The 25271-nt window shown below is 39.4% G+C and carries 22 protein-coding genes; 13 read left to right on the top strand and 9 right to left on the bottom strand.

Annotated elements, in window-relative coordinates; all coding sequences use genetic code 11:
* Positions 1 to 27: 27 nt before the first annotated feature.
* The 4 genes from ACWM35_RS14825 to ACWM35_RS14810 all read right to left on the bottom strand — a co-directional run bounded on the left by ACWM35_RS14825 (position 28) and on the right by ACWM35_RS14810 (position 5360).
* On the bottom strand, positions 28 to 1338 hold the full coding sequence (locus tag ACWM35_RS14825; RefSeq protein WP_454819566.1) for an extracellular solute-binding protein: 1311 nt from the start codon (positions 1336 to 1338) through the stop codon (positions 28 to 30).
* 103 nt (positions 1339 to 1441) lie between these two features.
* A complete protein-coding gene (locus ACWM35_RS14820; RefSeq protein WP_454819565.1) occupies positions 1442 to 2227 on the bottom strand; it encodes a response regulator transcription factor in 786 nt (261 codons plus the stop codon).
* A gap of 1 nt (position 2228) precedes the next feature.
* Complete coding sequence (locus ACWM35_RS14815) at positions 2229 to 3971, bottom strand: sensor histidine kinase (protein ID WP_454819564.1); 1743 nt, start codon at positions 3969 to 3971, stop codon at positions 2229 to 2231.
* A 186-nt stretch (positions 3972 to 4157) separates the two neighbouring features.
* Positions 4158 to 5360, bottom strand: a complete 1203-nt coding sequence (locus ACWM35_RS14810) for an MFS transporter (protein ID WP_454819563.1) — start codon at positions 5358 to 5360, stop codon at positions 4158 to 4160.
* Positions 5361 to 5529: 169 nt separating this feature from the next.
* On the opposite strand from ACWM35_RS14810, the gene ACWM35_RS14805 reads away from it, so the two are divergent.
* The 5 genes from ACWM35_RS14805 (at position 5530) to ACWM35_RS14785 (ending at position 9792) form a co-directional block, all read left to right on the top strand.
* Positions 5530 to 5943 (top strand): hypothetical protein, encoded by a 414-nt coding sequence (locus ACWM35_RS14805; RefSeq protein ID WP_454819562.1) that lies wholly within the window; start codon positions 5530 to 5532, stop codon positions 5941 to 5943.
* 1 nt (position 5944) lies between these two features.
* Positions 5945 to 6622, top strand: a complete 678-nt coding sequence (locus ACWM35_RS14800) for a PspA/IM30 family protein (RefSeq protein WP_454819561.1) — start codon at positions 5945 to 5947, stop codon at positions 6620 to 6622.
* Positions 6623 to 6980: 358 nt separating this feature from the next.
* Positions 6981 to 7649, top strand: coding sequence for a M50 family metallopeptidase (locus ACWM35_RS14795; RefSeq protein ID WP_454819754.1), 669 nt, complete (start codon positions 6981 to 6983; stop codon positions 7647 to 7649).
* A gap of 81 nt (positions 7650 to 7730) precedes the next feature.
* The gene (locus tag ACWM35_RS14790; protein WP_454819560.1) at positions 7731 to 8402 is read left to right on the top strand and encodes a response regulator transcription factor; all 672 of its coding nucleotides are present in this window, start codon (positions 7731 to 7733) and stop codon (positions 8400 to 8402) included.
* Positions 8392 to 9792: a sensor histidine kinase gene (locus tag ACWM35_RS14785; protein ID WP_454819559.1), complete on the top strand. Its 1401-nt coding sequence runs from the start codon at positions 8392 to 8394 to the stop codon at positions 9790 to 9792. The genes ACWM35_RS14790 and ACWM35_RS14785 overlap by 11 nt, the downstream gene beginning before the upstream one ends.
* Positions 9793 to 9900: 108 nt before the next feature.
* Here ACWM35_RS14785 and ACWM35_RS14780 read toward each other — a convergent pair whose 3' ends face one another.
* Entirely contained in the window at positions 9901 to 10767 is an 867-nt protein-coding gene (locus tag ACWM35_RS14780; RefSeq protein ID WP_454819558.1) for a hypothetical protein, read from the bottom strand.
* Between the two features lie 164 nt (positions 10768 to 10931).
* On the opposite strand from ACWM35_RS14780, the gene ACWM35_RS14775 reads away from it, so the two are divergent.
* Together ACWM35_RS14775 and ACWM35_RS14770 are read left to right on the top strand one after the other, a co-directional pair.
* Entirely contained in the window at positions 10932 to 12314 is a 1383-nt protein-coding gene (locus ACWM35_RS14775; protein ID WP_454819557.1) for an L-cystine transporter, read from the top strand.
* A gap of 223 nt (positions 12315 to 12537) precedes the next feature.
* A complete protein-coding gene (locus ACWM35_RS14770) occupies positions 12538 to 12900 on the top strand; it encodes a VOC family protein (protein WP_454819556.1) in 363 nt (120 codons plus the stop codon).
* Positions 12901 to 13037: 137 nt separating this feature from the next.
* Here ACWM35_RS14770 and ACWM35_RS14765 read toward each other — a convergent pair whose 3' ends face one another.
* The 3 genes from ACWM35_RS14765 to ACWM35_RS14755 are packed head-to-tail and all read right to left on the bottom strand — an operon-like array spanning position 13038 to position 15547.
* Complete coding sequence (locus ACWM35_RS14765) at positions 13038 to 13694, bottom strand: TetR/AcrR family transcriptional regulator (RefSeq protein ID WP_454819555.1); 657 nt, start codon at positions 13692 to 13694, stop codon at positions 13038 to 13040.
* Positions 13695 to 13721: 27 nt separating this feature from the next.
* Positions 13722 to 14828 (bottom strand): ABC transporter permease, encoded by a 1107-nt coding sequence (locus tag ACWM35_RS14760; RefSeq protein ID WP_454819554.1) that lies wholly within the window; start codon positions 14826 to 14828, stop codon positions 13722 to 13724.
* Entirely contained in the window at positions 14825 to 15547 is a 723-nt protein-coding gene (locus ACWM35_RS14755) for an ABC transporter ATP-binding protein (protein WP_454819553.1), read from the bottom strand. The genes ACWM35_RS14760 and ACWM35_RS14755 overlap by 4 nt, the downstream gene beginning before the upstream one ends.
* A 154-nt stretch (positions 15548 to 15701) precedes the next feature.
* On the opposite strand from ACWM35_RS14755, the gene ACWM35_RS14750 reads away from it, so the two are divergent.
* The 3 genes from ACWM35_RS14750 (at position 15702) to ACWM35_RS14740 (ending at position 20249) form a co-directional block, all read left to right on the top strand.
* Positions 15702 to 16274, top strand: a complete 573-nt coding sequence (locus ACWM35_RS14750) for a TetR/AcrR family transcriptional regulator (RefSeq protein ID WP_454819552.1) — start codon at positions 15702 to 15704, stop codon at positions 16272 to 16274.
* A 103-nt stretch (positions 16275 to 16377) separates the two neighbouring features.
* Entirely contained in the window at positions 16378 to 18480 is a 2103-nt protein-coding gene (locus ACWM35_RS14745) for an MMPL family transporter (RefSeq protein WP_454819551.1), read from the top strand.
* A 146-nt stretch (positions 18481 to 18626) separates the two neighbouring features.
* Positions 18627 to 20249, top strand: a complete 1623-nt coding sequence (locus tag ACWM35_RS14740; protein WP_454819550.1) for an ATP-binding protein — start codon at positions 18627 to 18629, stop codon at positions 20247 to 20249.
* 361 nt (positions 20250 to 20610) lie between these two features.
* Here ACWM35_RS14740 and ACWM35_RS14735 read toward each other — a convergent pair whose 3' ends face one another.
* Positions 20611 to 20916, bottom strand: coding sequence for a hypothetical protein (locus tag ACWM35_RS14735; RefSeq protein WP_454819549.1), 306 nt, complete (start codon positions 20914 to 20916; stop codon positions 20611 to 20613).
* 353 nt (positions 20917 to 21269) lie between these two features.
* Here ACWM35_RS14735 and ACWM35_RS14730 point away from each other — a divergent pair, with 353 nt between their 5' ends.
* From ACWM35_RS14730 to ACWM35_RS14720, 3 genes are all read left to right on the top strand, one after another.
* Positions 21270 to 22709, top strand: a complete 1440-nt coding sequence (locus ACWM35_RS14730; RefSeq protein WP_454819548.1) for a GntP family permease — start codon at positions 21270 to 21272, stop codon at positions 22707 to 22709.
* A gap of 10 nt (positions 22710 to 22719) precedes the next feature.
* On the top strand, positions 22720 to 23496 hold the full coding sequence (locus tag ACWM35_RS14725; protein WP_454819547.1) for a 3-hydroxybutyrate dehydrogenase: 777 nt from the start codon (positions 22720 to 22722) through the stop codon (positions 23494 to 23496).
* Positions 23497 to 23769: 273 nt separating this feature from the next.
* On the top strand, positions 23770 to 25185 hold the full coding sequence (locus ACWM35_RS14720; protein ID WP_454819546.1) for a sigma-54 interaction domain-containing protein: 1416 nt from the start codon (positions 23770 to 23772) through the stop codon (positions 25183 to 25185).
* Positions 25186 to 25271: the final 86 nt, after the last annotated feature.

Here is a 25271-nt window from a genome sequence, read left to right as displayed (position 1 = left end):
GCAATATGCCCTCCTTCTAAGGAATTATTATTTCTCAGCAGCAAGAGCCTCTTCTTGTGTTTTGGTAAACTCTTTAGGAGATGATTGTCCGCCGAATAATGCTTGAATTTGATTTAAGTGCACATCTGCTACGCCAGCAGACATTTGAACATCTGCATAAAGTGTTAGGTTTGTCGCATTTCCTAAATCTTTTAGGATGTCAATGTACATCTGATCAAGGTCACCATTGGATGTATCTACAACCGTTGCAGGAATAACACCAGCGTCAACCACGGAACGTTTGCCCCATTCTTCCACTAAATAAGAAACAAATTGTTTCGCTTCATCTTTTACTTTCGATTGTTCAGATACGAATAATCCAACACCAGGGCCGCCAACATAGCTGTCAATATTGCCTTTTCCGCCTTCATAGGTAGGGAACTTAAAGTAACCAACTTTGTCTTTAAATTTCTGATCCACATCAGGGCTAGTCGTGTAGTTTGGTAATTCCCAAGTCGCCATTAAATACATAGCTGCTTGTTCATTCATGAAATACCCTTTCGCTTCATCATTTGATAAGCCGTTAAATCCTTTAACAAATGCATTCATTTTCACTAGTTTCTCGATTTCTTCTGCTGCTTTAACCAATGCGGGATCTTCAAAGCTTCCAGTACGATTGATGGCATTGTTTAAGGCTTCTGGGCCGCCAATTCGGTCCGCAAGGTACATATACCACATGGATCCTGTCCAGCGGTCTTTGTTTCCTAACGTGATTGGAGTAACACCTTTATCAACAAGTGTTTCAACCACTTTTAAAAACTCATCATATGTTTTTGGAACCTCTAGGTTATGCTTTTTAAAAATTTCCTTGTTGTAATACACTGGGGTAATGTTTAATTCAAGAGGAATAGCGTATGGCTTTTCGTCAACCGAGAAAGCATCGAGTGTACCGGCAACGAATTTGTCTTCTTGGACAATATCATCTAATGGTGTAAACATATTTCCTTCAACAAATGGTTGCATGTATCCAGCTGCCCAAGTAATCCCAACGTCTGGTAATTCATTAGAAGCAGATAATACCTTGACTTTTTCTTTGTACTGCTCATTTCCTAAAATTTCCGTCTGAATGTCAACATCAGGATTTTCTTTTTCGTAGGCCTTGATAATGTCATCAACAATTGAATATTGGGCATTTGAACTTCCTTCAGGCCATAGATGCATCATTTTTACAACGGTTTTGTCACTACTTGACTTACCTGAATCCTCCGATGATCCAGAAGAAGATGATGAACAACCTCCTAAAATAAGCCCGCTCGTTAATGCCAAAGACAATACAGCGGTAAACGCTTTCTTTTTCATCAATTGAAACCCCCTTAATGTGTATTTATCCTTTACTATTTAAATCTACCATCGTTGTAATCATCATTAAAGGGCACTGAGGTTAGGAAAAATACCACCATTTTTAGAAATCGCTTTCATTACTTGTTTTTCGATAAGCACTTGGTGTCATTCCTTCCATTTCCTTGAAGATTTTTATAAAGTATTTAGCGGTTTTATAGCCTGCCATTTCAGCAATTTCATTTATCGGCAGCTTGGTTGAAATTACTAATTCTTTTGCCCGCTGAATTCTGCGTCTTGTCACGTATTCACTAAAGTTAAGCTTGACTTGCTCCTTGAACAATACGCTAAAATAACTTGAATTCAAGTGAACATGAGCAGCCACATCTTTAAGGGTTAATTCTTCTTTTAAATGTTTGTCAATATAGCTAATCGCTTTGCGAATCGTGTCTTTGGTTGAATCCATTTTCGTATTGGCATCGACAATTTTTTCATCCACTACTTTTTCAATCAGCCCGACTCTTACTTGTTTTTCAAGCACCTTAACGGCTTCTTCCACGGCTTCAATTAACTTTTTTTTACCGATAGGCTTTAAAAGATAATTCACCACCCCGAGTCGTAATGCTTCCTGAGCATACTCAAACTCTGAGTATGCGGAAATGACAATCACTACGGGAGAGTGACCTTTTTCTTTGATGTTTTTTAATAGTTGTAAACCGGTTATTTCAGGCATGCGGATATCAGTCAGTAAAATATGAATCTTCTTTTCCGTCATAATTTTCATGACCTCCTCACCGTTTTCCGCGGAGAGGATGGTAAATTCACTGTTATTCCAACTTTCTAGAGTTCTCTGCAGGCCTTGCCTTGTTCTAGGTTCATCATCAACGATTAGGATATTTTTCGTAAACATGCTATTCTCCTCCCGTAATCGGTAGTTCAAATGAAATCCTTGTACCCTCGTTTAACTTACTCTCAATCAAAAGGTCAGAATGTAAAATTCCTTTGTAATACAATGTTAAGCGCTTGTAAACGTTGGAAATTGCGATTCCTTTTCCGGTCATGGAGGACGTACCGCCATATTTCATGGATTGAATAATCCAATCAAGCCGTTCTTTATCCATACCAGAACCATCATCTTGAACCGTGATGCGTATACATTCTTTGTCTTCCCTTTGAACTGGTTCAACCGTTACGGAAATCAGACAATCTCCGACTTTGTTTCCTGCTCCATGCAAGATTGCATTTTCTACCAATGGCTGTATGATCAGTTTCGGTATTCTTACAAGCTCGTATTCTATAGGAATAGAGATATGCCATTGTAATCGATCTCCAAAACGCATTTTCATAATTTCCATATAGTCGCCGATATGCTTGATTTCATCCTTCAAAAATACCCAATCATCATCGGTTTCTTTTGTAATGGTATATCGAAATAAGTTGGACATGGCAAGGACAAGTTCAGATAATTCCTCTTCATCTTTTTCCTCCAGTGACCAATGAAGGGCATCGAGAGTATTGAAGAGAAAATGTGGATTAATTTGTGCCTGAAGGGCTTTAAGTTCACTTTGGCTCCTTAATATCTCTTTTTGATAAACCATTTGGATTAAATGGTTTGTCACTTTCACAAGTTGATTATACGTACTATTTAATTCATTAATTTCATTGACGGAAGCCACACTTGGATTCAGTGTTAATGAGCCTTCTCCTGCGCGCTGCATGGTTCTCGTTAATCTAACAATGGGCCTTGTAATGATGGTTGAAAGGAAAAAGGAGCAAATCGTAAAAATGAATAAACCGACAACTCCAGATAAAATAAATCCTGTTCGAATCCTTGACATTCCTTCTGTAAGTTCACTTACAGGGGTTAATATGAATACAGTCCACCCTGTGAGATCCGATGATTGCTTTGTCAAAATATAATCCTGATGATTTAGCTGAACAATGTTTTCATCACTATTAATAATGCTGTTTATGTTACCATGATAATTTCGAAAAATGGGTTTCTGGTCCTGATCTAAAAGAATCGTATATTGATCATCTTCATAGGCTTCATTTTCAAATTTAAAATGATTACGGTCAATACTAATGAGAAGATAACCAATATTCCTAAACTGTTTTTCTATTAAATTGACCCTGCGGATGGCTAGAAAGTAGTTTTTATCAATGGGATCCTCACCAATCCAAACCATTCTTCCTTTTGCCCGGTTCGCTTCATCAATCCATTTTCGATCGATGCGGTTCATTAAAGCCTCTTCACCTAGGGGGAGAACACGTCGCTGTTTACCAGAAAAGAGCTGAAAGGAAAAGATTCCATCCGTATTTCCTACTATTCTGTTAATATGTCCCATTAATTGTTGACGGTCATTAAAGCTTACTTCTTTTTCTTGATAGACGTCCGTAAGAATTCGCTGGACTCGTTCATCTGTTATGACAAGCTTAGAAGACATATTAATTTGCCCGTAAAGTGATTCTATTCGGCCATTTGCTTCAATTGCAACTTGTTGGATTTGTTTTTCAGCATTATTTTTCAATAAAGAGGAAACATGTCTCAATGTCAGCAGACTGACAACCAATAGAACAATGATCATAACAAATAAGAAGATAAACAAAATTTGGTTACGTAATGTATTCCATTTTTTTAGTCGATTCAGCATTGATTGTTCGCCTTTCTATTGGAAAATAATTTCATGAGTTTATAGTATGATTCTACCATTTTTGTGAAAATTAAAAAACCTTAGTTTATTTAACGGATAAACTAAGGTTCAACTTGAATATTCATTTACTTATGCATAAATGGGGGTTAAATGCATAAACGGTGACAGGCACCCTTCGAGTGCCTGTCATTCTTTTTGCTTGATTACTTGTTGTTGCGTGCGGTTGTGCTTAGCCAGGAAGGCCAAGGTTACGATGATGGATAGGCCGCCGAATAGGACGCACATGAGTTGGAGGCCGATTAGGTCCAGGAGGGAGCCTGTGATGATTAGGACGATTTGAAAGCCAATGCGGTCAAGCATGTTGCGGAAGGAGAAGAATCGGCCGTGAAAGTCCTTTGGTACTTTGGTTTGGAAGATGGTCGCGGCTGTTGGAAAAAAGCTGCCGACGGAAAAACCAAAAATGAGAAAGGCAATGATCGTTAACATCGGTATATCTGCAAAATAGAGTAAGAGCTGAGATAAACCTATGAGAATCGAACTGCCAAATAATATCGTGTAAGGTGAGATTTTGTCGCTGATTTGCTTGATGAAAAAAGCACCAATCATAAATGAAACGCCCTCTGCCGTGTAGATCCAGCCCTTGATCGCAGAACTTCCTTGAAGTTCACTGATATTGATGACCAATAAGTTGAACCCGCCTAAAAACAGGAGCGGAACTAGTGTCATCAGTAAGGTCATAAAGACAATGGGAAGTCCTTTAATAACCGGAAATACATCCTTAAAACTCGTTTTCTCCTGTTTGCCTTTACCTGCTTGCTGTTTACCCCTATCTTCATCAATATCCAAGAACCAAGTCATAATGAAAAGGACAATATACGCGACAAGTGAACCAACATAAAGCAGCGATAAGGGGAGGAGCACCAAAAGGATCCCAGCCGCCGCTGTTCCGATAATTCGTGATAGGGTTGAAACGTTCATATGAACGCCATTTAATTGAAGCAAATCCTTATCTGCAACGACAAGCGGGATCGCGGCTTGCAGCGCTGGAAAATAAAAGGCTGCTGAAATTTGAATAAAGATGAAGAAAACAACCATCCACCAGACTGAACCAGTGGCAATCGCGATCAGCATAAAAATAACACTAACGGCCCGAAGAAATCCGCTCATCAACATAACTTTCTTTTTACTAGTTTGATCTGTCAGCCTCCCAGCATAAGGACCAACGGCAATTCCCGCTAAAAGTCCCGTAGCCATCAAGAGGGACTTTAAAAAGTCTGAAGGTACCTTCTCCTGCATGAACTCTAAGTTTCCTATGATACTGAGCCATAGTCCTAGACCAGCGATGAATTCCCCTGTTAATAAAATCCACACATTTTTATTTTTCCACATGAAGTTAGCCTCTCAATTAAATAATTTCTAGTAATACTTACTATACTATAGAGTTTCTTACGGATAGGATATTTTTTAAAAAATTTACTAGATAATCTTTTGCTTTCACCAAGTTTTCACCATTCTCTTTTAAACTACAAACTATCAAGAACGAAAGGAGGAAAACAAAATGAAGGCCAAAGTAAAACTAGCAATATTTTTCGGTGTCGTAATCACGTCTATTCTACTCATCGTTAACTTCTTCTTACATCTGTTTGCCAATCAACCACAACAAGTTGTCGTAATGAAAGGATTTCATCCAGGTGGAAGAGGTCATCATGGTGGATTTGAAACACATGCGGTTATGAGAGCTCCGTATCATGGCAGTGATTTTTCATGGATGGGCTTACTACTATTCCTTGTTATTGGACTAGCTGTGGTGGTCCTTCTCGTGAAATGGTTAAGTAATAAATCAAAGAAGTCGTCTATGCAGCGCTTGATTGAAACACCTGTAACAGGTTCATATACAACGGTTATTAACCGTAATGCCCAGGTTTTAGACCAATGGGAAAAGAATTTACCAACTAAAAAGGAGAATCAGTAAAATGGGTATTTTTAAAAGAATTAAAACGATGACAAAGGCACAAGTCAATGGAGTATTAGATGGGATGGAAGATCCGATTGCGATGTTGAATGAGTATTCTAGAGAGTTAGAGGAAGAAATCGTCAAAGCGCAGAAAGCATTATCATTGCAAATTCTTGTGGAGAAAAAACAGGCGAATCTCCTATTAGAAACAGAAGGATTAGTAACAAAGAGAACCCGCCAGGCAAAACTAGCGATTGAGCAAGGCGAGGATACAATCGCAAAAATAGCTGTTCAAGAAAAACTAACAAACGAAAAACAACTAGCGCTATATCAGCAACAATATGAAGCGATTAAGGCTCAGACTGAAATCCTGATCGATAAAATAAACGAGTTAAAAGAGTCCTATAATGAATTACAGCATAAGAAGATTCTATTGGCTTCCAGAGCGAATGTGGCGCAATCGATGAAGCAGATTCAGCAGGCTACGGCTACATTCCAAACAGACAATATCGCAAGAGGTGTAGCACGAGCAGAAGAGCAGATCATGCTGATGGAAGCGCAGGTTCAGGCAGGCAGCCATTTCTCTAACTCTTTAGCCCAGCAGGATGCTGCCTATCAAACGTATGTAAACAACGAGGAACTTGAAAGAGAACTTGAGAAACTAAAAAACGAAAAAGAGTTACTTGTAAAAAACTAATTTGAGATAGGAGAGGGGGCACAAGGCAGGTGAGAGTGCTCCCTTTTTTGATAGAATGCTCTGGTTTTTATTCATTGCTGATTTTCGTGTTGGAGTTAGAGAATCCATAACCGGAGAAATTCCGGCTAATGTAGATTGAGGAGGCTTTAAAGGCAGATATAAGCGGAGAAATTTCCCTTAACTGCTCAAAAAAAGACAAAATCCATAGATTTGGATAAGATAAGCGGAAAAACTACCTTTATTATCAAGGAAATATGGTATTTCCCAGTTTAAACGGAATTTCTCCGTTTATTTTTCAAACACAATGTCAGTGAAAACAGAGCTTTTTTAATAGAAAGGAGTTTGGAACGTGAATACAATGACGCTCACCCTCGTTTATTTGGCTGCTGCGTTGCTGATAACGAGACTTCCATTCTTAAGGAGTTATTTTTCCCTGTTTAACACGTTGATCCCTGACATCATCCAACGATTATTAATAAAAGGGAAGACTTCTCCATCGGGAGAAAAGGTTATTTCTCCCCTTAAGCAGGGAATCATTAAGTACATTGGCTATACCATGACGTCGGTTCTAGCCATCATGTTGTTCTATAGTGTTGCAAAGGGAAGTTACTCTATTATTTTACTTATGCTAATTGGTTTAATCGTTTTAGCGCTGCTACTTTCAGTCCGCAGTTTTATTGCTTTTATTTGGGCACTTTCCTTTGTGGTTTTATTAGCTGGCCCACTTTATTACAAGCATGAAGCAGCGATTATGCATCTTAGTATTTTTCTATCATCGATGATTTTGGTCCAATTGATTAATAATGCTTTGAGAGAATTGAGCCGTAGTTTGAAGAAAAATCCTGAAAAAACTGCTCCGCTGGCCATGTTCAAAAGGGTTCCCGCTGTAATTTTTGGAGTGGTCGTGCTGGGCCAATCTCTATTTGCAGGCTACTTTATCGTCAGCAGCCTTCTTAATTTACAGGTAGCTGTGATAAGATTTGATATAGTGAAGACACTCCAAGGAGTAGAACAACTTTTTTCCTAAAAGCTCTATTAAATCAGGGGCATTAAAATAAAGAATCAGCTTTAATTTATCATCCTACTATGATGAAGGAGTTTCTTGGTGATGAAGATTTTATTAGCAGAAGATGATTCCCAGCTTGGTGAATTAGTTGTTTATATGCTAACGAAAAGTGGATATAAGGTAGAGTGGGTAATGGAAGGCGAGGATGCTTTTTATTATGCAGTCAACTCGCATTATGATGTCCTAGTCCTAGATTGGATGATGCCGAACGGGGATGGAGTGGAGGTATGCCGCCGTTTGCGAAAGCAGGGCTATTCGGGTGCGATCTTGATGTTGACCGCGAAGGATACGGTGGAAGACCGGATTGAAGGTCTGGATTCGGGAGCGGATGATTACTTGGTGAAGCCATTTGAAATTGGTGAACTCCTAGCGCGCTTACGTGCTCTTTCACGTCGAAATTATGCACCTATTTTAGAAGAGGAAACCCAAATAAAAGATTTGATTCTAAATCGGAATAGCCATTCGGTTCGCTTAGGCAGCGAGGAAATTCAATTAAGCCCAAGAGAATTTCAACTATTAGACTTATTGGTGCAAAATAAGGGACAGGTCATTCCCCGAGAGGTAATCCTTGAGCGAATTTGGGGATTTGATTCTGAGGTGGCTCCTAAAACGATTGATGCTACCGTGAAATTGATTCGCAAAAAGCTTGATCTGTTAGGGAAACAAGAATTAATCCAGAGTATTAGAGGGGTAGGGTATAAGATTGAAAACTAACCTTCTTTCTGTTTTTCGCATGATGACTAACCGTGGAGAAAAGGATGTTTTTAAAAGCACCCAAAGGCGGCTAACGCGAATTTATAGTGGCTTGCTATTGCTATTTCTCATTCTGTTTAGTGTGATTGTCTACTCGGTCCTCTACTTTAGTATTTTAAAGAATCAAGAACAAGAACTTCAAACATTAGTGGAACAGGAAGCTAAGTTGATCGAGGATTACTTAGTGACCAATCAAAAAAGTGACTTACGCGGCTTTCAAAATCAGGAGCTTGTCTTCGCCGGAGTAAATCAATTCTTTTATTATGTCGTCAATACGAATGGTGAGTTACTCATGGGGAGTGAAAGTGATGAACGGTTACGGCCAGCGTTACTACGGCTTTTAGGAGATGGAGTCCACAGAGATAGTGAAATTCGCAAGGAGTCATTGGAAATAGAAAGGAGCTTTGGTGGTAGGGGGGAATTCAGAGAATTTAATCAACCTGAACGAAAGCAAAATATTCGTCTGCTGATTGCGAGCCATTCTGTCTATGAAGATGGTCAATATATAGGGCAACTGTATGTAGGAAAAGATATTTCTTTTGCTTATCAGTTGTTTAAATGGTTATGGATTATCCTTTTAATGATTGGAATCATTTTTATTGGTGTTGCCTTGATTTTGAGTGCTGTGATGTCAAAACGAGCGATGGACCCGATTAGTAAAGCATTTGCAAGGCAACGTGAGTTTGTGGCCGATGCCTCCCATGAATTACGGACCCCTTTAAGTGTTTTGTTATCTTCCGTGGATGCGATGGAAATGACGATAGATACTGAAAAAGAGGACTTCGCTGGAAAATTGCTTGCGAATATGAGACAGGAAGTAAAACGAATGACCAATCTCGTAAGCGACCTTTTAACATTGGCCCGCTCAGATTCAAACATTATCGAACGGAGAACGGAAACGTTCGACTATCTCCCTTATGCAGTGAAGGCGATTGAATCCGTCCAGCCCCTGGCAGATTCGAAGGAGATTGCCCTCCATTTGGAGGCGTCTGACCGTGTCATGGTGGACGGTGACCCGCAAAGACTGTCCCAGCTTTTATACATTCTTTTAGACAATGCCATTAAATACACACCCAATGGCGGAGATGTTCGCCTCGCCTTATGGGAAAGCAATCAAGAACTGTGTATCAAAGTTCAAGACACAGGAATTGGCATTAAAAAAGAGGACCATCACCGCATATTTGAACGCTTTTACCGTGCTGACAAATCACGATCCCGGCAAATGGGCGGTCACGGACTCGGACTATCCATCGCCAAATGGATCATCGAAACCCACCAAGGAACCATCAAAATCTCAAGCGAAATCGGAAAAGGAACCACCTTTATCATCCAAATTCCTATTAAAAATTAGTAGCAGGTGCTAATAGTGGTGCCTGTCACCAGCCGTGTACATTTGTCCTCCTCGAGTGGACAGTGGCGAAAACGGCACCAAAAACAATACCGAAAACAATGCCTGACCTTATAAGGGGTCAGGCATTGTTTTTCGAGGGCCATTGTATAGGAATTGGCTGATGGTCTGTGTGATGGCTAATAGGATGATTGGCAGGCTGATGTAGTACCAGGGGTCCCACCATGCTTGAATGTGGAGAATTCCAACTTTTTTAAGGAGAAACGTTATGATGGCAAAACAGATGACGGTGGTTAGGTATTTCATCCAGGTCGTTCTCCATTTGATTTTTGTCATAAGAACATATAGGAAGCTGGCACTAAGGTAGTAAATGGCCGCAAAGGCCGTTGTATCTTGATATTGATTTTCGAACAACCCAAATTGATAGTAGCGATTTGAAAAAATCATTATCGGCGTGATGTGAAACATCCCAGAAAATGGCCCCACCAATAAAAATAAGGTTAAGGAATGCATAAATCCTTTCATTGGCTTAAGTAATTTCTTATAAAGGAATTTTGCCGAAATGAAATAAAAAGGCAAACCAAAGGATGTAAACCAACTATTCCACCAATTATGGGAGTAAATATGAATCTTTAGGAAAAACCATTCGATTAAGTGAATGAGTGCCACAAAAAAAAGCATCCAGACCCAATTTGTTCGAAAAATACTAATGAAGGTGGCTAGTGCAGGCAAGGCGAAGGCATTGGATGCGACGGCACCCAAATTACTATCGTAATATGGGTTGTGTTTGAAAATTTTAGGATAATAGCGATAGCTGTCTAAGAGATTATAAATCACCGCCTCAATGATATAACCAAGGCCAATCACAGCTAGAAAAAGCAACCAAACTCGGGGATTTCTTGTTTTTAGATAGATATAGATGATCAGAAGAATGCTTAAAGTAACCAAACCAACATACCAGTAGGCATTATTATCCATATATAACTCTCCTTCTGGTTCGTATTTGTTGGTATTATTTTTCCTGCCAGGAATATTATTCATATTAATAAAAGAAAGTCTAATTCCAACTTGACCGATAGGAATTAATGTATTAATATTTTCATAATATTAATAATAAAAATATTTAAAAGGGGGAGTCCAAGATGAACGCAGTATTAATTATTGTGAATGTCGTGGTTTTACTGGTGCTTATGTATGGTTTGTTTATCATGCAAAAGAAGCATGTATCTTTTTCAAAACGCGTCTTCGCGGGTTTAGGTTTAGGTCTTATATTTGGTTTTATTATTCATTTAATCTATGGAACTACATCTGAAGTGACAACAGAAACAATCAATTGGTTTAGCATCGTTGGTACCGGTTACGTCAAGTTATTACAAATGGTCGTGATGCCACTTGTATTTATTTCGATCGTTGGTGCATTTACGAAATTGAAGTTAACTAAAAACATTGGGAAAATTAGTTTCCTAGTTATCGGAATATTACTAGGCACAACAGCGATTTCTGCAGCCATCGGAATTGGCTCCGCTTTAGGATTTGGCCTTGATGGCATTGAGTTAACAGAAGGAGAAGCAGAAGCAGCACGTAATGCAGCGTTAGAAGAGAGAGTTGTTGGGGTTGAAGCGATGACGATGCCACAGCAAATCCTTGAATTAATTCCAAGCAATCCGTTTTTAGATTTAACGGGTGCACGTGCAACTTCAACGATTGCGGTCGTTATTTTTGCGGCATTTATCGGGGTTGCTTACCTGGGAGTAAAACGAAAACAACCAGAACAAGCTGAGTTTTTCGCTAAGATTATTGATACGTTATACAGCATTACTATGAGAGTCGTAACATTGATTCTTCGTCTGACTCCATATGGGATTCTAGCTATCATTACAAAGGTAGCAGCAACAAGTGATTATGCCGCGATAGCGAAGTTAGGTAAGTTTGTCATTGCCTCATACGTTGCACTTATTCTCATGTTCGTAGTCCACTTACTATTACTAGCATTGGCAAAATTGAGTCCTGTTAACTATGTGAAAAAGGCATTACCAACTTTAACTTTTGCTTTTACTTCACGTACAAGTGCAGGAACACTGCCAATGACAATCAAGACACAAACGAAAGACTTTGGTGTATCGGAGGGAATTGCAAACTTTGCTGGTTCCTTTGGACTTTCAATTGGTCAGAATGGATGTGCGGGAATCTATCCAGCCATGTTGGCAGTAATGGTAGCTCCAGCTGCCGGAATTGATCCATTAAGCCCAGGATTCATCATCTCTCTCATTCTTGTTGTCGCAATCAGCTCCTTTGGTGTTGCTGGAGTCGGTGGGGGTGCAACGTTTGCAGCTTTGATCGTACTTTCTGTCATGAACCTTCCGGTGGCTATTGTCGGATTACTAATCTCCGTTGAACCTTTAATCGACATGGGACGTACAGCTCTTAACGTAAGCGGCGCCATGACATCTGGGGTACTAACAAGCAAAATAACTGGAGAATTCGAAAACGAAGTTTACCAACAGCCAAATATTGTTGAGGCATAATAAGTAGGGTGACAGGCACCACAAATGTACAAATGTCCTTCTGGGGTGGACAGTGATAAATCATACAGCTGGATAGTCTTTGGGCTATCCAGTTTTTTTGTGAGCATTTTCGAGTATCAATAGTAAAGTTTTGATTTAGTGCTTATTTTTAATAGTAGTGGTACCTGTCACCTTGTGTTTTTTGATAAAATAGTTTTTAAAAATAGTATAGGAGGATTTTAGGATGATTTCTGAAATTGCAACAGTTGCCGTATATGTAGAAGATCAGCAAAAGGCGAAGGAGTTTTGGACAAATAAAGTGGGATTTGAAGTGTACGCCGAGTATCCGATGGGTCCGAATGCTTACTGGCTCGAGGTTGGACCACAAAATGCCAAATCCCATCTCGTTATTTATCCTAAATCAATGATGCAAGGACATGAAAATAGAAAGGCATCGATTGTGTTTGCTTGTGAAAATGTGGTGGAAACGTATGAGAAGATGAAAGCAAATGGCGTTCACTTTATCGATGAACCGAAGACCATGCAATGGGGGACGTTTGTCCAATTTGCGGATGAAGATGGAAATGAGTATTTAATGAAGGGATAACCTCAATTAAATCAAACGTTTAATTAGGTTCAATAAACCTATAGATAGCAACGCTTTTTGAGGTTTTAATCAAACGTTTGATTAGATCAGCTGGTAAACTAATCAAACGTTTAATTAAATAAAAACACGAAAAGCCCTCATTTCTCTGAGGGCTTTTTTGCTAGTCCATGCATAATAAATTGGATGACACGCTCTGTTTCAAGTTCATCGTCCCAATTGTTCTCTGGGAAAAGGACATATCGGGTAAATAAATATCCAAGGATATTGGTTATCGCGAGCCTTGCAACACTTTCAGGCGGCATCTCAATAATTTGGCCCTTTTCCTGATAGCTTTTGATCAGCACAGAAACCCGATTAAAGATGGTTTTGGCAATTTTATCAATAAACTGCTGCCGTAATTCCGGATGAAAGGGGATTTCTTGAAGCATGATTTTAACAACTGGAAGCAGCCGAATTAAAACGGCTCTTCTGTTTTCAATCGTCGCTCTTAGGAAATCTTCAACCCGGTCATATTGTTGATCCAGCACTTTATTAAAATCATTGACAACAAATGGAGCCACAAACTGTGTCATGAGTGGTGCAACAATGGATGTTAATAGTTCTTTTTTGGTTTTATAATGACGAAAAATGGTGCCTTCGGCTACTCCAGCCTTTTTTGCAATTTCACTTGTCGAAGTGGCAGAGTATCCTTTTTCTGAAAAAGATTCAATAGCGGCAACCAGGATTTTTTTTTGCTTATCGGTTAATTTCTCTTCATCAAACAGCTGTTGGATCATCAATTCTTCTTCTGACATGGTTAACTCCTTATAAAACAGGTTTTATTAGATTTTCCGATACTTCTTCAATGCTAATACATTTAGGACAATGAAGACAAGAGCGAAGCCTAATAAAACAAGGAGTTCATTTCTGATTGCACTGAATCCTAATCCTTTGTACATGACATCCACCAAAGCACTTCCGCCATAGTACATTGGCATACATTTCGCGATGACCTGCAGCCAATTTGCCATCCCATCTACAGGAAAAATTCCAGCGAAGAACACTTGAGGAACTATCGCAATTGGGATGAATTGCATCATTTGGAACTCGGAATTTGCAAATGCGGATAATAAAATACCGAGCGACAAGGCAACAAGAGCTAAAACGATGTTAATTAACACGACGAGCCAAAATGAACCAACAAGGGTAATATCTAAAACTGTAACCGCATATGTTACGACAATGATCGTTTGAATGACCGCAAACAAGCCGTAGCCTAACAAATAGCCGAACACGATATCTTTCCTCTGGATCGGTGTCGCGACTAGCCGTTCAAGAGTACCTGTCGTTCTTTCCCGCAACAAGGCAATTCCGGAAATTAAAAAGACGAAGAAGAAGACAAAGAAGCCTACTAAAATCGGACTTAACTGATCAAAAAAGACCGTATCTTCATCACCATAAATATAAGATATATCAATATCCGCTGCTTTAACGGGCTCCATGCTTAATGGGACTCCAGGAAGTTTGCTCTGAATAGTTTGCATAAAAGCAGCAAGATTTTCACCCTGAGCTTTCGCTTTCTCAGCAGCAATCGCCTGTTGAACCTTTATTTGTAAACCCTTTGCAGCAGACGGCTGCTCATTAGAAAGCGTTAAGATAATCTCATCATCACTCCACTGAAGAAATCCATCTAATTCATCCTCAATGACAAGATCTTTTACATCATCAAGTTTCTCATACTTTTTGACGATAATATCCATATCCTTTAATTGCTCCACAAGGGCATCATCAGCATTCACCACACCGATCCTTGGGTCAATCGTGTTAGCTGAGAGTAAGTAATGAAGCAGAGTCAGGATCAGCAAGGGAGCAACCATCATCAGGGCAAGAGCCCGCTTATCTCGTAACATCTGATGGATGATTCTTTTTACCATCGCAGCTATTCTCATCCTCGTTTCCCTCCTGCCTTTAAAAAAACATCTTCAAGACTGCTAATTCCGTAACGGTCTTTTAATTCAGCTGGTGAGCCGCTGGTAAGGATCTCACCTTCACGAACCATAGCGAGTTGGTCGCATTTTTCTGCTTCGTCCATGACATGAGTAGTGACTAAAATGGTTTTACCCTCATTTTTTAAACGGAATAACTCAGCCCAAATGGATTGCCTTAGTTCAGGATCAATTCCAACCGTAGGTTCATCTAAAATCAATACGTCAGGGTCTTGAATTAAGGCAACAGCCAGAGACAATCGGCGCTTCATTCCTCCTGAGTAATTTTGAACCCTCTTTTTTAAATCTGCCGTTAGATTTACTAAATTTGCGGCGTAGGCTATACGGTTTTTCTGTACATCCTTTTTTAACTTAAAAAGCGATGCGAAGAAAGCAAGATTTTCTTCTCCCGTTAAATCAGCATAGAGGGCATCTGCCTGAGCCATATAGCCGATTTTCTGCAGTAGGTTCAAACTAGGAACGGGTGTATCCAAGACATGGGTGGAGCCTTGGGACGGGCGGTCCATGCCGACAATAATCTTTACCAATGTGGTTTTCCCTGAACCTGAAGGCCCGATAAGACCATAGATTTGTCCAGGTGCGACATTTAAGCTAATGTTGTTCAAAACAAGTTTTTTTCCAAAGCTTTTAGTTACATTTTCAATTTTAATAGCGGATGTCATTGTAAAACCTCCTCTTCATACAAAATGAGTGATTACTCACTATTATTATAATCCATTCTAGTCTCTGGTCAATAGGCAATTAGGGAGCCATGCCCTTTTTCTAACGGAAATGATATACTTAGATGCAAAGAATTACTTAGTAGTAGGTGAGCATATGGCAAGAGAACGAAAAATCAATACCGCTGATTTATTTCAAACGACAAAGTACCTGCTTTTACAGCACGGTTATGAGGGATTTACCTTTAGTCATTTAGCAGAGCGATTAGAAGTATCAAGGGGCGCTTTGTATAAATACTACGAGAATAAAGAGGAATTAATAACTGACTTTATGGTCTATGAAATGGAGCAATTCCTATTTGAATTAACAGAAATGGAAAATCATGATGGTTTTGAGGCCAAATTTGATTTTTTGATCGAGTTTATTTTTAATAAAACAGAAATACAACATTTAATTAAAATCGGCCAAGAAATGTTGCCACGCGAGGATCTGCATAAAGAAACGAAAGAAAAGCTGTCATATCTTCCTTTAAATCTTTATAAGTATTTACAGAGCTTTATTGATATTGGAAAAGAAGAAAGAAAAATCAAACCACATATTCCAAACAGTCTTATGATTGGAATGATCCTTCAAACCGTTGCCATTCCTAATCATTTTGGAATCCCGCAAGAGGAATGGGTACATGGGATGAAGGAAATGATTAGTCAAGGAATGTTCACAAGTAGTTAATTGACACTAGTGTTACTTTCCAAGATAATTATAGTGTTAACTAATTTTTTTCGCGAAAGTGACAGTTGTGTTACTTTAAAAAATGATAAGGAGAGTGGAGCATATGAAATCACTCTTGCTGTGGATCACGGATCGGGTTACATCCAAAAAAGGAATGTGGATGACGCTCGGAATTTGGCTAGTAGTCACCGTATTACTTGCCGTCCTTGCTCCTGGTGCAAAGGACTATGAAGTAACGAAGATTGATTCTATTCCAAAAGATGCAAAATCTGTCATGGCACAGAATAAAGTCGATCAGTATTTTAAGGATAGTGAAGGAATTCCAGCCATTTTAGTCTTTCAATCGGATGACAAAGTGGAAATTTCACAGTTAACTTCTTTCATCGAAGATGTGGAAAAAATGGATGGGGTAAAGGAAGTCGTTCCATTAACAAGTATGCCTCCACAAGCCACAGCAAGTTTCTTTTCCGAGGACCAAACGACGTTGATATTGCCATTGACGTTTAAGTCTTCACTTGAATCAAAGGAAATGAGAACAGCACAAGAAAAAATGGTTAAAATGGTAGAAAAATCTACTGATTTGGAGCTAAATATTACTGGACCTGCAGGGATTGCTGTGGACACGGTTAATCTGTTTTCTCGTGCGGATGTGGTACTGATCCTTTCTACTGTAGGTCTCATTCTGATTTTGTTGATTGTGATTTACCGATCACCATTATTAGCGTTAATTCCACTGTTGGCTGCAGGATTTGTCTATGAGGTAGTCAATCAGATACTTGGATTAATGGGGCGTGCTGGTTTAGAGATAGGAAGTCAGACGTATTCGATTATGACGATTCTTTTATTCGCAGCCTTGATCGATTATTCACTCTTTGTTTTCTCGCGTTATCGTGAAGAATTAAAGAAACATGAATCTAAATTTGATGCAATGAAATATGCAATGAGAGAAACGGGAATGCCCGTATTCTTCTCTGGGGGAACGGTTTTAGCAGCGATGCTGGTGCTATTTTTCGCAGAGCTTGGCGACTATCGGAACTTTGCACCGATTTTTGCCACCGCGATGTTTGTCATTATGCTCGCTTCCATTACATTAGTACCTGCCTTATTTACTTTATTCGGCAGAAAGTCCTTCTGGCCAAAAATTCCGAAGGTTGGGGAGGATACGATTAAAACCAACTCCATTTGGAGTAAAGTTGGACGTTTCGTGGTGAAAAAACCGGTCATTTCGATAACGGTCATTGGTTTAATCATGCTGGCATCAGCTCTCAATATGCTGAACTTAAAATATGAGTTTGACACGATGAAATCATTCCCTAAGGATATGCCATCAAGAGTAGGATATGAAATTTTAGAAGAGAAGTTTGAGAAAGGTGACCTTGCTCAAACAACGGTTTTAGTTGAAGCGAAAGAGAAGATTACGCAAGACCAACAAGGTAAACTGTTAGAAACGTTAGCAGACCAAGAACTTGTTAGTAATGTCCGTCCAAATGGGACAGCAGAAGATGAAAAAGTACTCCAGCTAAGTCTGACTTTTAAAGAAAGTCCTTATGCTGTCGAGACGATGGATGCTTTAGAAAAAATGAGAGAAAAAGAGAATCAGCTATTAGCGGACAGTGATATCGATGGAGAGATTCATTTTGCCGGTGAAACCGCCACAAAAGTAGATGACCGGGCAGCCAATAATCATGACCTTATTGTGATTGTTTTACTAGAATCACTGTTGATTTTCGTCCTATTAATTGTTATGACAAAATCGTTCAAAATGCCGATTTATATGATGGGAACAATCTTAATTTCTTTCCTTGCTGCGGTAGGTTTAGGGATGTTCTTAAGCAATCTGTTCTTTGATATTGATACGATTAGTAACCGTGTGCCGCTTTATTCGTTTGTGTTCCTAGTCGCCCTCGGGATCGACTATAACATCATCTTAATTTCAAGATTCATGGAGGAGCGGAAGAAACATTCAGTGAAAAAAGCGGTCGAAATTGCTGTTGCCAATACAGGCGGAGTGATCTCGTCAGCGGGGATTATTCTTGCCGCAACCTTTGCGGTATTAATGACGCAGCCAATCCAATTGCTATTTGTTTTCGGCTTCATTGTGGCCGTGGGTATTCTGTTGGATACATTCCTTATTCGCGGAATCTTACTGCCAGCATTAATCGTATTACTTGAGAAGGATAAACCATTGGCTCAAAAACAAGAATAAGACAATTTTGAGAAGTATCATCCTCGGTGGTACTTCTTTTGTCTTTGTCTCAATTTTCCAAATGAAATATTATTTAACATATAGCCATAGAAATTGCTCTAGTTTATGATAGTAGAGTATTGAATTTATGTACTAGGTGGGAGCCAATGATTCTATTAGACTATATTGTTAATCTATCGGTATTTTCACTGCTGGTTAGTATTCCTTTAGTGATTCGTTCCTTTATTAAACATAGGCCATGTAAACAATTTCGCTTAATGGCAGGCCTATATGGTGGAATTGTTTCCTATATTCTCGTTACAATGGCTTTCGAGCAAGGTGGTTATACATACGATATCCGCTATGCGCCAATTGTTCTTGTTTTTGCTTATCTTGGACCGATTTCAGGTATCATAACGGGTGCTTTTGGGCTCCTCGCAAGGTTGGCTTCAGGTGGTCATTTACTCCCAGTGATTGTTGGCTGGGCCATGATTATGATCAGTTTATCCATTGTGCATTTTTATATCAAGAAATACTCATCCGTTATAAAATCCTTCATATTATATTGTTCTTATATTGTCGTATATCTCATAGTCGTTTTTATTTTTCATATATTTGAAGATAATCTCATGTTCCACTTACAGTATGGGTTGTTTGTTTTGCTAGGTGTGATTGTTGGTGCACTTTTAATTGAATCCTATGTAAAGCTGTATCGCCTAAATAATCGATTAGCTGAAATGTATCGGATGGTAGAAGAAAGTGAAACGAAATATCGGCTTATTGCTGAGAATACCTCTGATTTGATCATGGTGATGGATAAAGAGCATTCGTTTAGTTATTTCTCTCCCTCTCATGAGAATGTACTAGGGTATGATAGCTCTGAAATAGAAAAGGTTAAATTATGTAAGTTCATTCATCCTGAAGATGCTGCCATGTTTAAAAATACGATTGATCAGATGTTTGAAATGTCAGAATCAAAATCGATTGAATTTCGTCTTAACCACAAACAGGGACATTGGATAGAATTTGAGTCCCGCTGTATGCCTGTTAAGGGAGAGAATCAAGAAATCGAGTATATTGTCATAATAAGCCGGGATATATCTGAACGAAAAAAAGCAGAGGAAATCCTGTTACAATCTGAGAAACTATCCATTGTCGGGGAACTGGCAGCAGGGGTAGCCCATGAGATTCGCAATCCGCTTACAACGATTAAGGGATTTGTGCAGCTGTATAAATGGGAAAACGGAAAGAGTGAAATTAATGACTTACTCTTAAGTGAACTCGAACGGATTGAAACGATTACGAGTGAAATGCTTTCCTTAGGAAAACCCCAGGCTGTTCAACTTCATCGAACCAATTTAGGTGAATTGGTTGAAAATACACTTGAGCTTCTTTCGCCAGAAGCACTTATGAGTGATATTCAGTTTAATCTACAAATTGAAGATTCAGGGTTATTTATTACCTGTGAAAAAAATCAGTTAAAGCAAGTATTTCTCAATATCTTAAAAAATGCCATTGAAGCGATGCCAAAAGGTGGTACGATTGATATTCATCTTCGCAAAAGTGGCATAGGGGAATGCATTCTATCCTTTCAAGATGAAGGGGTTGGAATTCCAGAAGAAATTCTCCCACGCTTAGGTGAGCCTTTTTATACGTTAAAAGAAAAAGGAACAGGATTAGGTTTAATGATTTGTAATAAAATCGTTAAACAGCACCAGGGTACGATTTCCTATCATAGTAAGAAACAAGAAGGAACCTTGGTACAAATCAGATTACCTTTGACTGATTAATAGAAATGGGAGTGGGGCACCTCAAAACGGGTGCCCCACTCAATTTAACACTACATCCTATATAGATTCCGTTTTTGCTGAAAAAATGAGTTTGCTCGTGTTACAAATAAATCATGGGAGTGGTTAAAAAGTCTTCTCTTTTGAGAGCAGGCTTGAATAATTAACTGCTCAGCTTTTGTTGTATTTTATTAAATAGTTTATTAATCAAATATGAACTAATAGCAAGAGAAGGAATACCTATTATTAAGTACCAAACATTTTTGGGCATGTATATTTTAAAATAATATAGGAATAATACGGCCCATAAGAAAATTGCGACGTACTTTAAAGCTTTTAACAATGTCATCACCCTTTATTAAGATTAATAAATGTTTATCCATCCATTGTTGGGCTGTGAGTCTCTTTTGTCAATTTGTATTGCAATCATTCCACCGACATCAGAATAATCTAATGCTATGGCAACGGCAGCACCAACCACCCAAGCAAGTTTATTTGCTCCCCAAGCTTGTAGTCGGCTTGTAACGGTTTTAGTGAATATTCTTTGTGCTTCTTTTTTACCTTTATTAATAATGAATGATTGTATCGCACCAACACCACCACCAACAGCTACTCCAATAGCAACATTTAAAACAGAACCTGCAAAGTTTACCCCAAGGACAATTCTCAAAGTCGAATTTTATACATTCTTTCAATATCGCTATTGTCGTTTTAAATGATAGATAATTTATCAAAGCATAAAATTCCTTAATCGTCTTTTGTTTTTCTAACCTGAATCATTGGATTCCGCAAAAACGGAAGTTTCCGCATTTGCGGAATCCAAAACACAGGATATTCCGCAAATGCGGAATATGAACAGGCTCGTGATGGAGAAATGATTTATTTAATTACTGTAGACTGAATTTTTTAAAAATATAGACGTTGGCACGGAAGTTGCATTCGTAATAATCGTAGGTTGTTTTATGAAAACGCTTACCAAAAGGTGGATTGGGAATTTTTTTAAAACAGTAAAGGGGGATTATTATGGAGTTGTTGGCAATTCTTCTCGCGCTTGGACTGCTCATGTTTGTTGCTTACCGGGGTTTTTCAGTTATCTTATTTGCTCCACTTTGTGCCATTTTAGCTGTCTTACTTATTGATCCAAGTCATGTTTTACCGTTTTTCTCAGGTGTATTTATGGAAAAAATGGTCGGATTTATTAAATCATACTTCCCTGTGTTCTTGTTAGGGGCAATATTCGGGAAGGTTGTAGAAATGTCTGGGCTGGCAGAATCGATTGCGAAGACAATCGTTGGTTGGCTTGGAGCAAAACGGGCGATGCTGACAATCGTCTTATTGGGAGCCATTTTAACTTATAGTGGTGTCAGCTTATTCGTCGCTGTTTTTGCCATTTATCCATTTGCAGCACAAATGTTCAGACAAGCAAATATTCCAAAGCGGCTTATACCGGGAACCATTGCCCTTGGTGCCTTCACCTTCACCATGGATGCTTTACCTGGATCCCCACAAATACAAAACGTAATCCCCATTGCTTTCTTTAAAACAGATATTTACGCTGCCCCTATTTTAGGGATACTCGGCGGGATTTTTGTCTTTGCTCTCGGTTTATTATACCTGGAGATGAGAAGGAAGAAAGCAGAAAAAGCTGGTGAAGGCTATTATGGATTCGGAGCGGAGAACGCTTCAGCTTTAGAAAAAGAAATCGACTCTAATAAAGACGAAGTCCTACCAGATCTAACCTCGAAGCAATCAACATTAAGACAGGTCATGGCTTTCGTTCCACTTATTCTGGTTGGGGTGACGAATAAACTTTTTATTACCTACATCCCGAAATGGTATCCGAATGGCTTTGATTTTTCAGCTATCGGTTTAGGGACATACGCCGTAGATGTCCCAGCTGTTGCGGCCATTTGGGCGATTGAAATGGCGCTAGTCGTCGGGATTCTGTCTTCCCTTGCCTTTGACCCAAAGCGGGTAACGAAAAACTTTAAAGAAGGAATCAACCAAAGTATCGGTGGTTCTTTACTGGCAACGATGAATACAGGTGCAGAATATGGTTTTGGCGGAGTGATTGCCGCCCTTCCGGGATTTGCGAAAATCAGTGATGGCATTTCTGGTACATTCACAAATCCGCTTGTTAATGGGGCAGTAACTACAAGTACGCTTGCTGGTATAACAGGATCTGCATCTGGAGGAATGGGGATTGCCTTAGGAGCGATGGCTGATAAATACAATCAAGCGATTGCTGCAGCCAATATTCCACCAGAAGTCATGCACCGCGTTGTTGCGATGGCATCAGGGGGGATGGATACCCTTCCGCACAATGGAGCGGTTATTACTTTGCTTGCTGTAACAGGTTTAACCCATAAACAATCGTACCGTGATATCTTTGCGATCACGATCATCAAAACAGTGGCTGTGTTCGTCGTGATTGCCATCTATACTTTCTTAGGCCTGGTTTAGGAGGGTTACTATGTTAAAAGAAAAAGTAGCGTTTATTACCGGTTCTGCTAGTGGGATCGGTCTAGAAATGGCTAAGACGTTTGCTCAAGAGGGGGCTAAGGTGGTTATTTCCGATTTAAATAAGGAGAAATGTCATCAAGTTGCTTCAGAGTTAAAGAAGCAAGGGTTTGGTACCCTAGCTGCTCCATGTGATGTTACCGATGAGGAAGCTTATAAAAATAGCATTGACCTTGCCTATCAAACGTTTGGAAGGATCGATATTTTAATCAACAATGCCGGACTACAATTTGTTGCCCAGATTGAGGAGTTCCCAACAGAAAAATTTGAACTTTTGATAAAAGTGATGTTAACGGCACCGTTCATTGGCATTAAACATGTCTTCCCGATTATGAAAGAACAGGGCTTTGGCAGAGTCATCAATATGGCCTCGATTAATGGTGTAATTGGTTTTGCTGGAAAGGCGGCTTACAATAGTGCGAAACATGGCGTCATTGGTTTAACAAAGGTAGCGGCACTGGAAGGAGCTGCTCACGGAATCACTGTAAATGCCTTATGTCCTGGTTATGTCGACACCCCGCTCGTTCGAAATCAATTGAAAGATTTATCGATTACGAGAAATGTGAGTTTAGACAGAGTGATAGAGGATGTCCTCTTTCCGTTGGTTCCACAAAAAAGGCTACTATCGGTTGCTGAAATTGCCGATTATGCTGTGTTCTTAGCAAGTGACAAGGCAAGAGGAGTGACCGGTCAGGCGGTTGTATTAGACGGGGGCTATACAGCACAATAGTCATAGAATGAGAGAGCCCTTTTCGGTTTGTTCGATAGGGTTCTTTTTTTAGCCGATAGGAAAGTATAACTTTCCTATCAGGCATAAGTGCACTAAGGAATGCTTCGTGAGCATAAACATCGCAGTCGAAAGCTGTGCTTTAGACGAACTACGCCTCTGTCTTCGCCTAATGGCTCGCCAATCGACGAGTTTTCTTTAGGATGGACGTAATAGACAAACAATTCAATATATTTGTTATAATGGAGCAATAGATTAGAGGCAGGTGAGTAGATGATGAAAGTAGGAATCGAGGACATCCCCTATCATTGGCTGGAGGAAATTATCAATCTCTCTGCAGAACGGATTGTGGTCGTCGACCGCGATGGGATTATTCGCTATATCAATGAGTCATATTGTGAGTTTTTAGGTACAACCGTTGAAAAAGCCATTCGCCGGCCTGTACTAGAAGTCATCGAAAACACCAGGATGCATATTGTGGCCAAAACCGGTCAAGCTGAAATTGCGGCTGTACAGCATATTAAAGGCAGTGAGATGGTCGCCAATCGATTCCCGCTTATTGTAAAAGGAGAATTAGTCGGTGCAGTGGGAACAGTGATGTTTCGTAATCCAGAAGAACTGCATGTTTACAAAACAAAAATACAGCATTTAGTGGATGAAGTAAAATATTATAAGACAAAAGTAGAAAGAGATTTAACGAGTAAATATAGCTTCCGTGATTTAATTGGCGGAAGCCCTGCTTTTTTAGCAGCCAAAATGCTAGCAGAAAGAATTTCTGGGAGTCATTCTGCGGTTTTATTATTAGGAGAATCGGGGACAGGAAAGGAATTATTTGCCCATTCGATCCATCAAAACAGCATGCGTGCTGCGTTTCCCTTCGTTGCGATAAACTGTGCGTCCATACCGGAACATTTATTAGAATCGGAATTGTTCGGTTATGAGGACGGGGCGTTTACAGGAGCAAAAAGAGGGGGAAAAAAGGGTCAGTTCCAAACAGCTAATCGAGGAACGATCTTTTTAGATGAAATCGGTGATATGCCGCTAGCGATGCAGAGTAAACTACTGCGGGTTTTACAGGAAAAAGAAATTTATCCTGTCGGTGGGCAAAAGTCAGTTCCTGTGGATGTCCGAATTATTGCCGCCACCCACCGTAACTTAGAAAAAATGGTAGAGGAAGGGAATTTTCGCCAGGATTTATATTATCGATTAAATGTTATAAAAATAGAAATTCCACCATTAAGGAAACGGAAAGAGGATATTGAATCTATTTCCCTGAATTTGCTGCAAAAGCTCGAAGGGAAGTTTCATCGGAAAAAGTTAAGGATTTCGCTCGATGTCATAAATAAGCTAAAGGAGCATACATGGCCTGGGAATATCCGCGAGCTGGAAAATGTTCTGGAGCGATGTATTAATGTTTTGGATGGCACGATCATTGAAGAGAAACATCTTCCCCTGTATTTACGAGATCAAGAGAGTGAAACGAGTCCTAAAAGAGTAATAGAGGTAGAAAAGCAAAAGGAATTATCGTGCATCCCGCCCGTTCAGCCATTAAAAGAAACGCTGGCCCAAGTCGAAAAGCAAGCGATTCAACAGGCAATGGCGGTTGCGAACGGAAATAAGCTAGAAGCAGCGAAGCTTTTAGCAATAGGGAAAACCAAATTTTATCATATGTGCAAGTTGTATGACATTTGAGATTAATAGACACCATACTTCCTATGTGGTGTCTATTTGATTATTTACAAGCTGCAACTTGAAAGTGGTGAGAGTGGAATCGTCAA

The organism is Neobacillus sp. K501 (genome assembly GCF_053749995.1).
This window is presented reverse-complemented; position numbering and strand designations above follow the sequence as displayed.

Coding starts and splice junctions, on each gene's coding strand:
- ACWM35_RS14720 (WP_454819546.1), top strand. CDS start 23,770: ATGAAAGTAGGAATCGAGGACATCCCCTATCATTGGCTGGAGGAAATT.
- ACWM35_RS14740 (WP_454819550.1), top strand. CDS start 18,627: ATGATTCTATTAGACTATATTGTTAATCTATCGGTATTTTCACTGCTG.
- ACWM35_RS14765 (WP_454819555.1), bottom strand. CDS start 13,694: ATGTCAGAAGAAGAATTGATGATCCAACAGCTGTTTGATGAAGAGAAA.
- ACWM35_RS14775 (WP_454819557.1), top strand. CDS start 10,932: ATGAACGCAGTATTAATTATTGTGAATGTCGTGGTTTTACTGGTGCTT.
- ACWM35_RS14800 (WP_454819561.1), top strand. CDS start 5,945: ATGGGTATTTTTAAAAGAATTAAAACGATGACAAAGGCACAAGTCAAT.
- ACWM35_RS14770 (WP_454819556.1), top strand. CDS start 12,538: ATGATTTCTGAAATTGCAACAGTTGCCGTATATGTAGAAGATCAGCAA.
- ACWM35_RS14760 (WP_454819554.1), bottom strand. CDS start 14,828: ATGAGAATAGCTGCGATGGTAAAAAGAATCATCCATCAGATGTTACGA.
- ACWM35_RS14815 (WP_454819564.1), bottom strand. CDS start 3,971: ATGCTGAATCGACTAAAAAAATGGAATACATTACGTAACCAAATTTTG.
- ACWM35_RS14810 (WP_454819563.1), bottom strand. CDS start 5,360: ATGTGGAAAAATAAAAATGTGTGGATTTTATTAACAGGGGAATTCATC.
- ACWM35_RS14780 (WP_454819558.1), bottom strand. CDS start 10,767: ATGGATAATAATGCCTACTGGTATGTTGGTTTGGTTACTTTAAGCATT.
- ACWM35_RS14750 (WP_454819552.1), top strand. CDS start 15,702: ATGGCAAGAGAACGAAAAATCAATACCGCTGATTTATTTCAAACGACA.
- ACWM35_RS14725 (WP_454819547.1), top strand. CDS start 22,720: ATGTTAAAAGAAAAAGTAGCGTTTATTACCGGTTCTGCTAGTGGGATC.
- ACWM35_RS14805 (WP_454819562.1), top strand. CDS start 5,530: ATGAAGGCCAAAGTAAAACTAGCAATATTTTTCGGTGTCGTAATCACG.
- ACWM35_RS14825 (WP_454819566.1), bottom strand. CDS start 1,338: ATGAAAAAGAAAGCGTTTACCGCTGTATTGTCTTTGGCATTAACGAGC.
- ACWM35_RS14795 (WP_454819754.1), top strand. CDS start 6,981: ATGACGCTCACCCTCGTTTATTTGGCTGCTGCGTTGCTGATAACGAGA.
- ACWM35_RS14730 (WP_454819548.1), top strand. CDS start 21,270: ATGGAGTTGTTGGCAATTCTTCTCGCGCTTGGACTGCTCATGTTTGTT.
- ACWM35_RS14790 (WP_454819560.1), top strand. CDS start 7,731: ATGAAGATTTTATTAGCAGAAGATGATTCCCAGCTTGGTGAATTAGTT.
- ACWM35_RS14755 (WP_454819553.1), bottom strand. CDS start 15,547: ATGACATCCGCTATTAAAATTGAAAATGTAACTAAAAGCTTTGGAAAA.
- ACWM35_RS14745 (WP_454819551.1), top strand. CDS start 16,378: ATGAAATCACTCTTGCTGTGGATCACGGATCGGGTTACATCCAAAAAA.
- ACWM35_RS14820 (WP_454819565.1), bottom strand. CDS start 2,227: ATGTTTACGAAAAATATCCTAATCGTTGATGATGAACCTAGAACAAGG.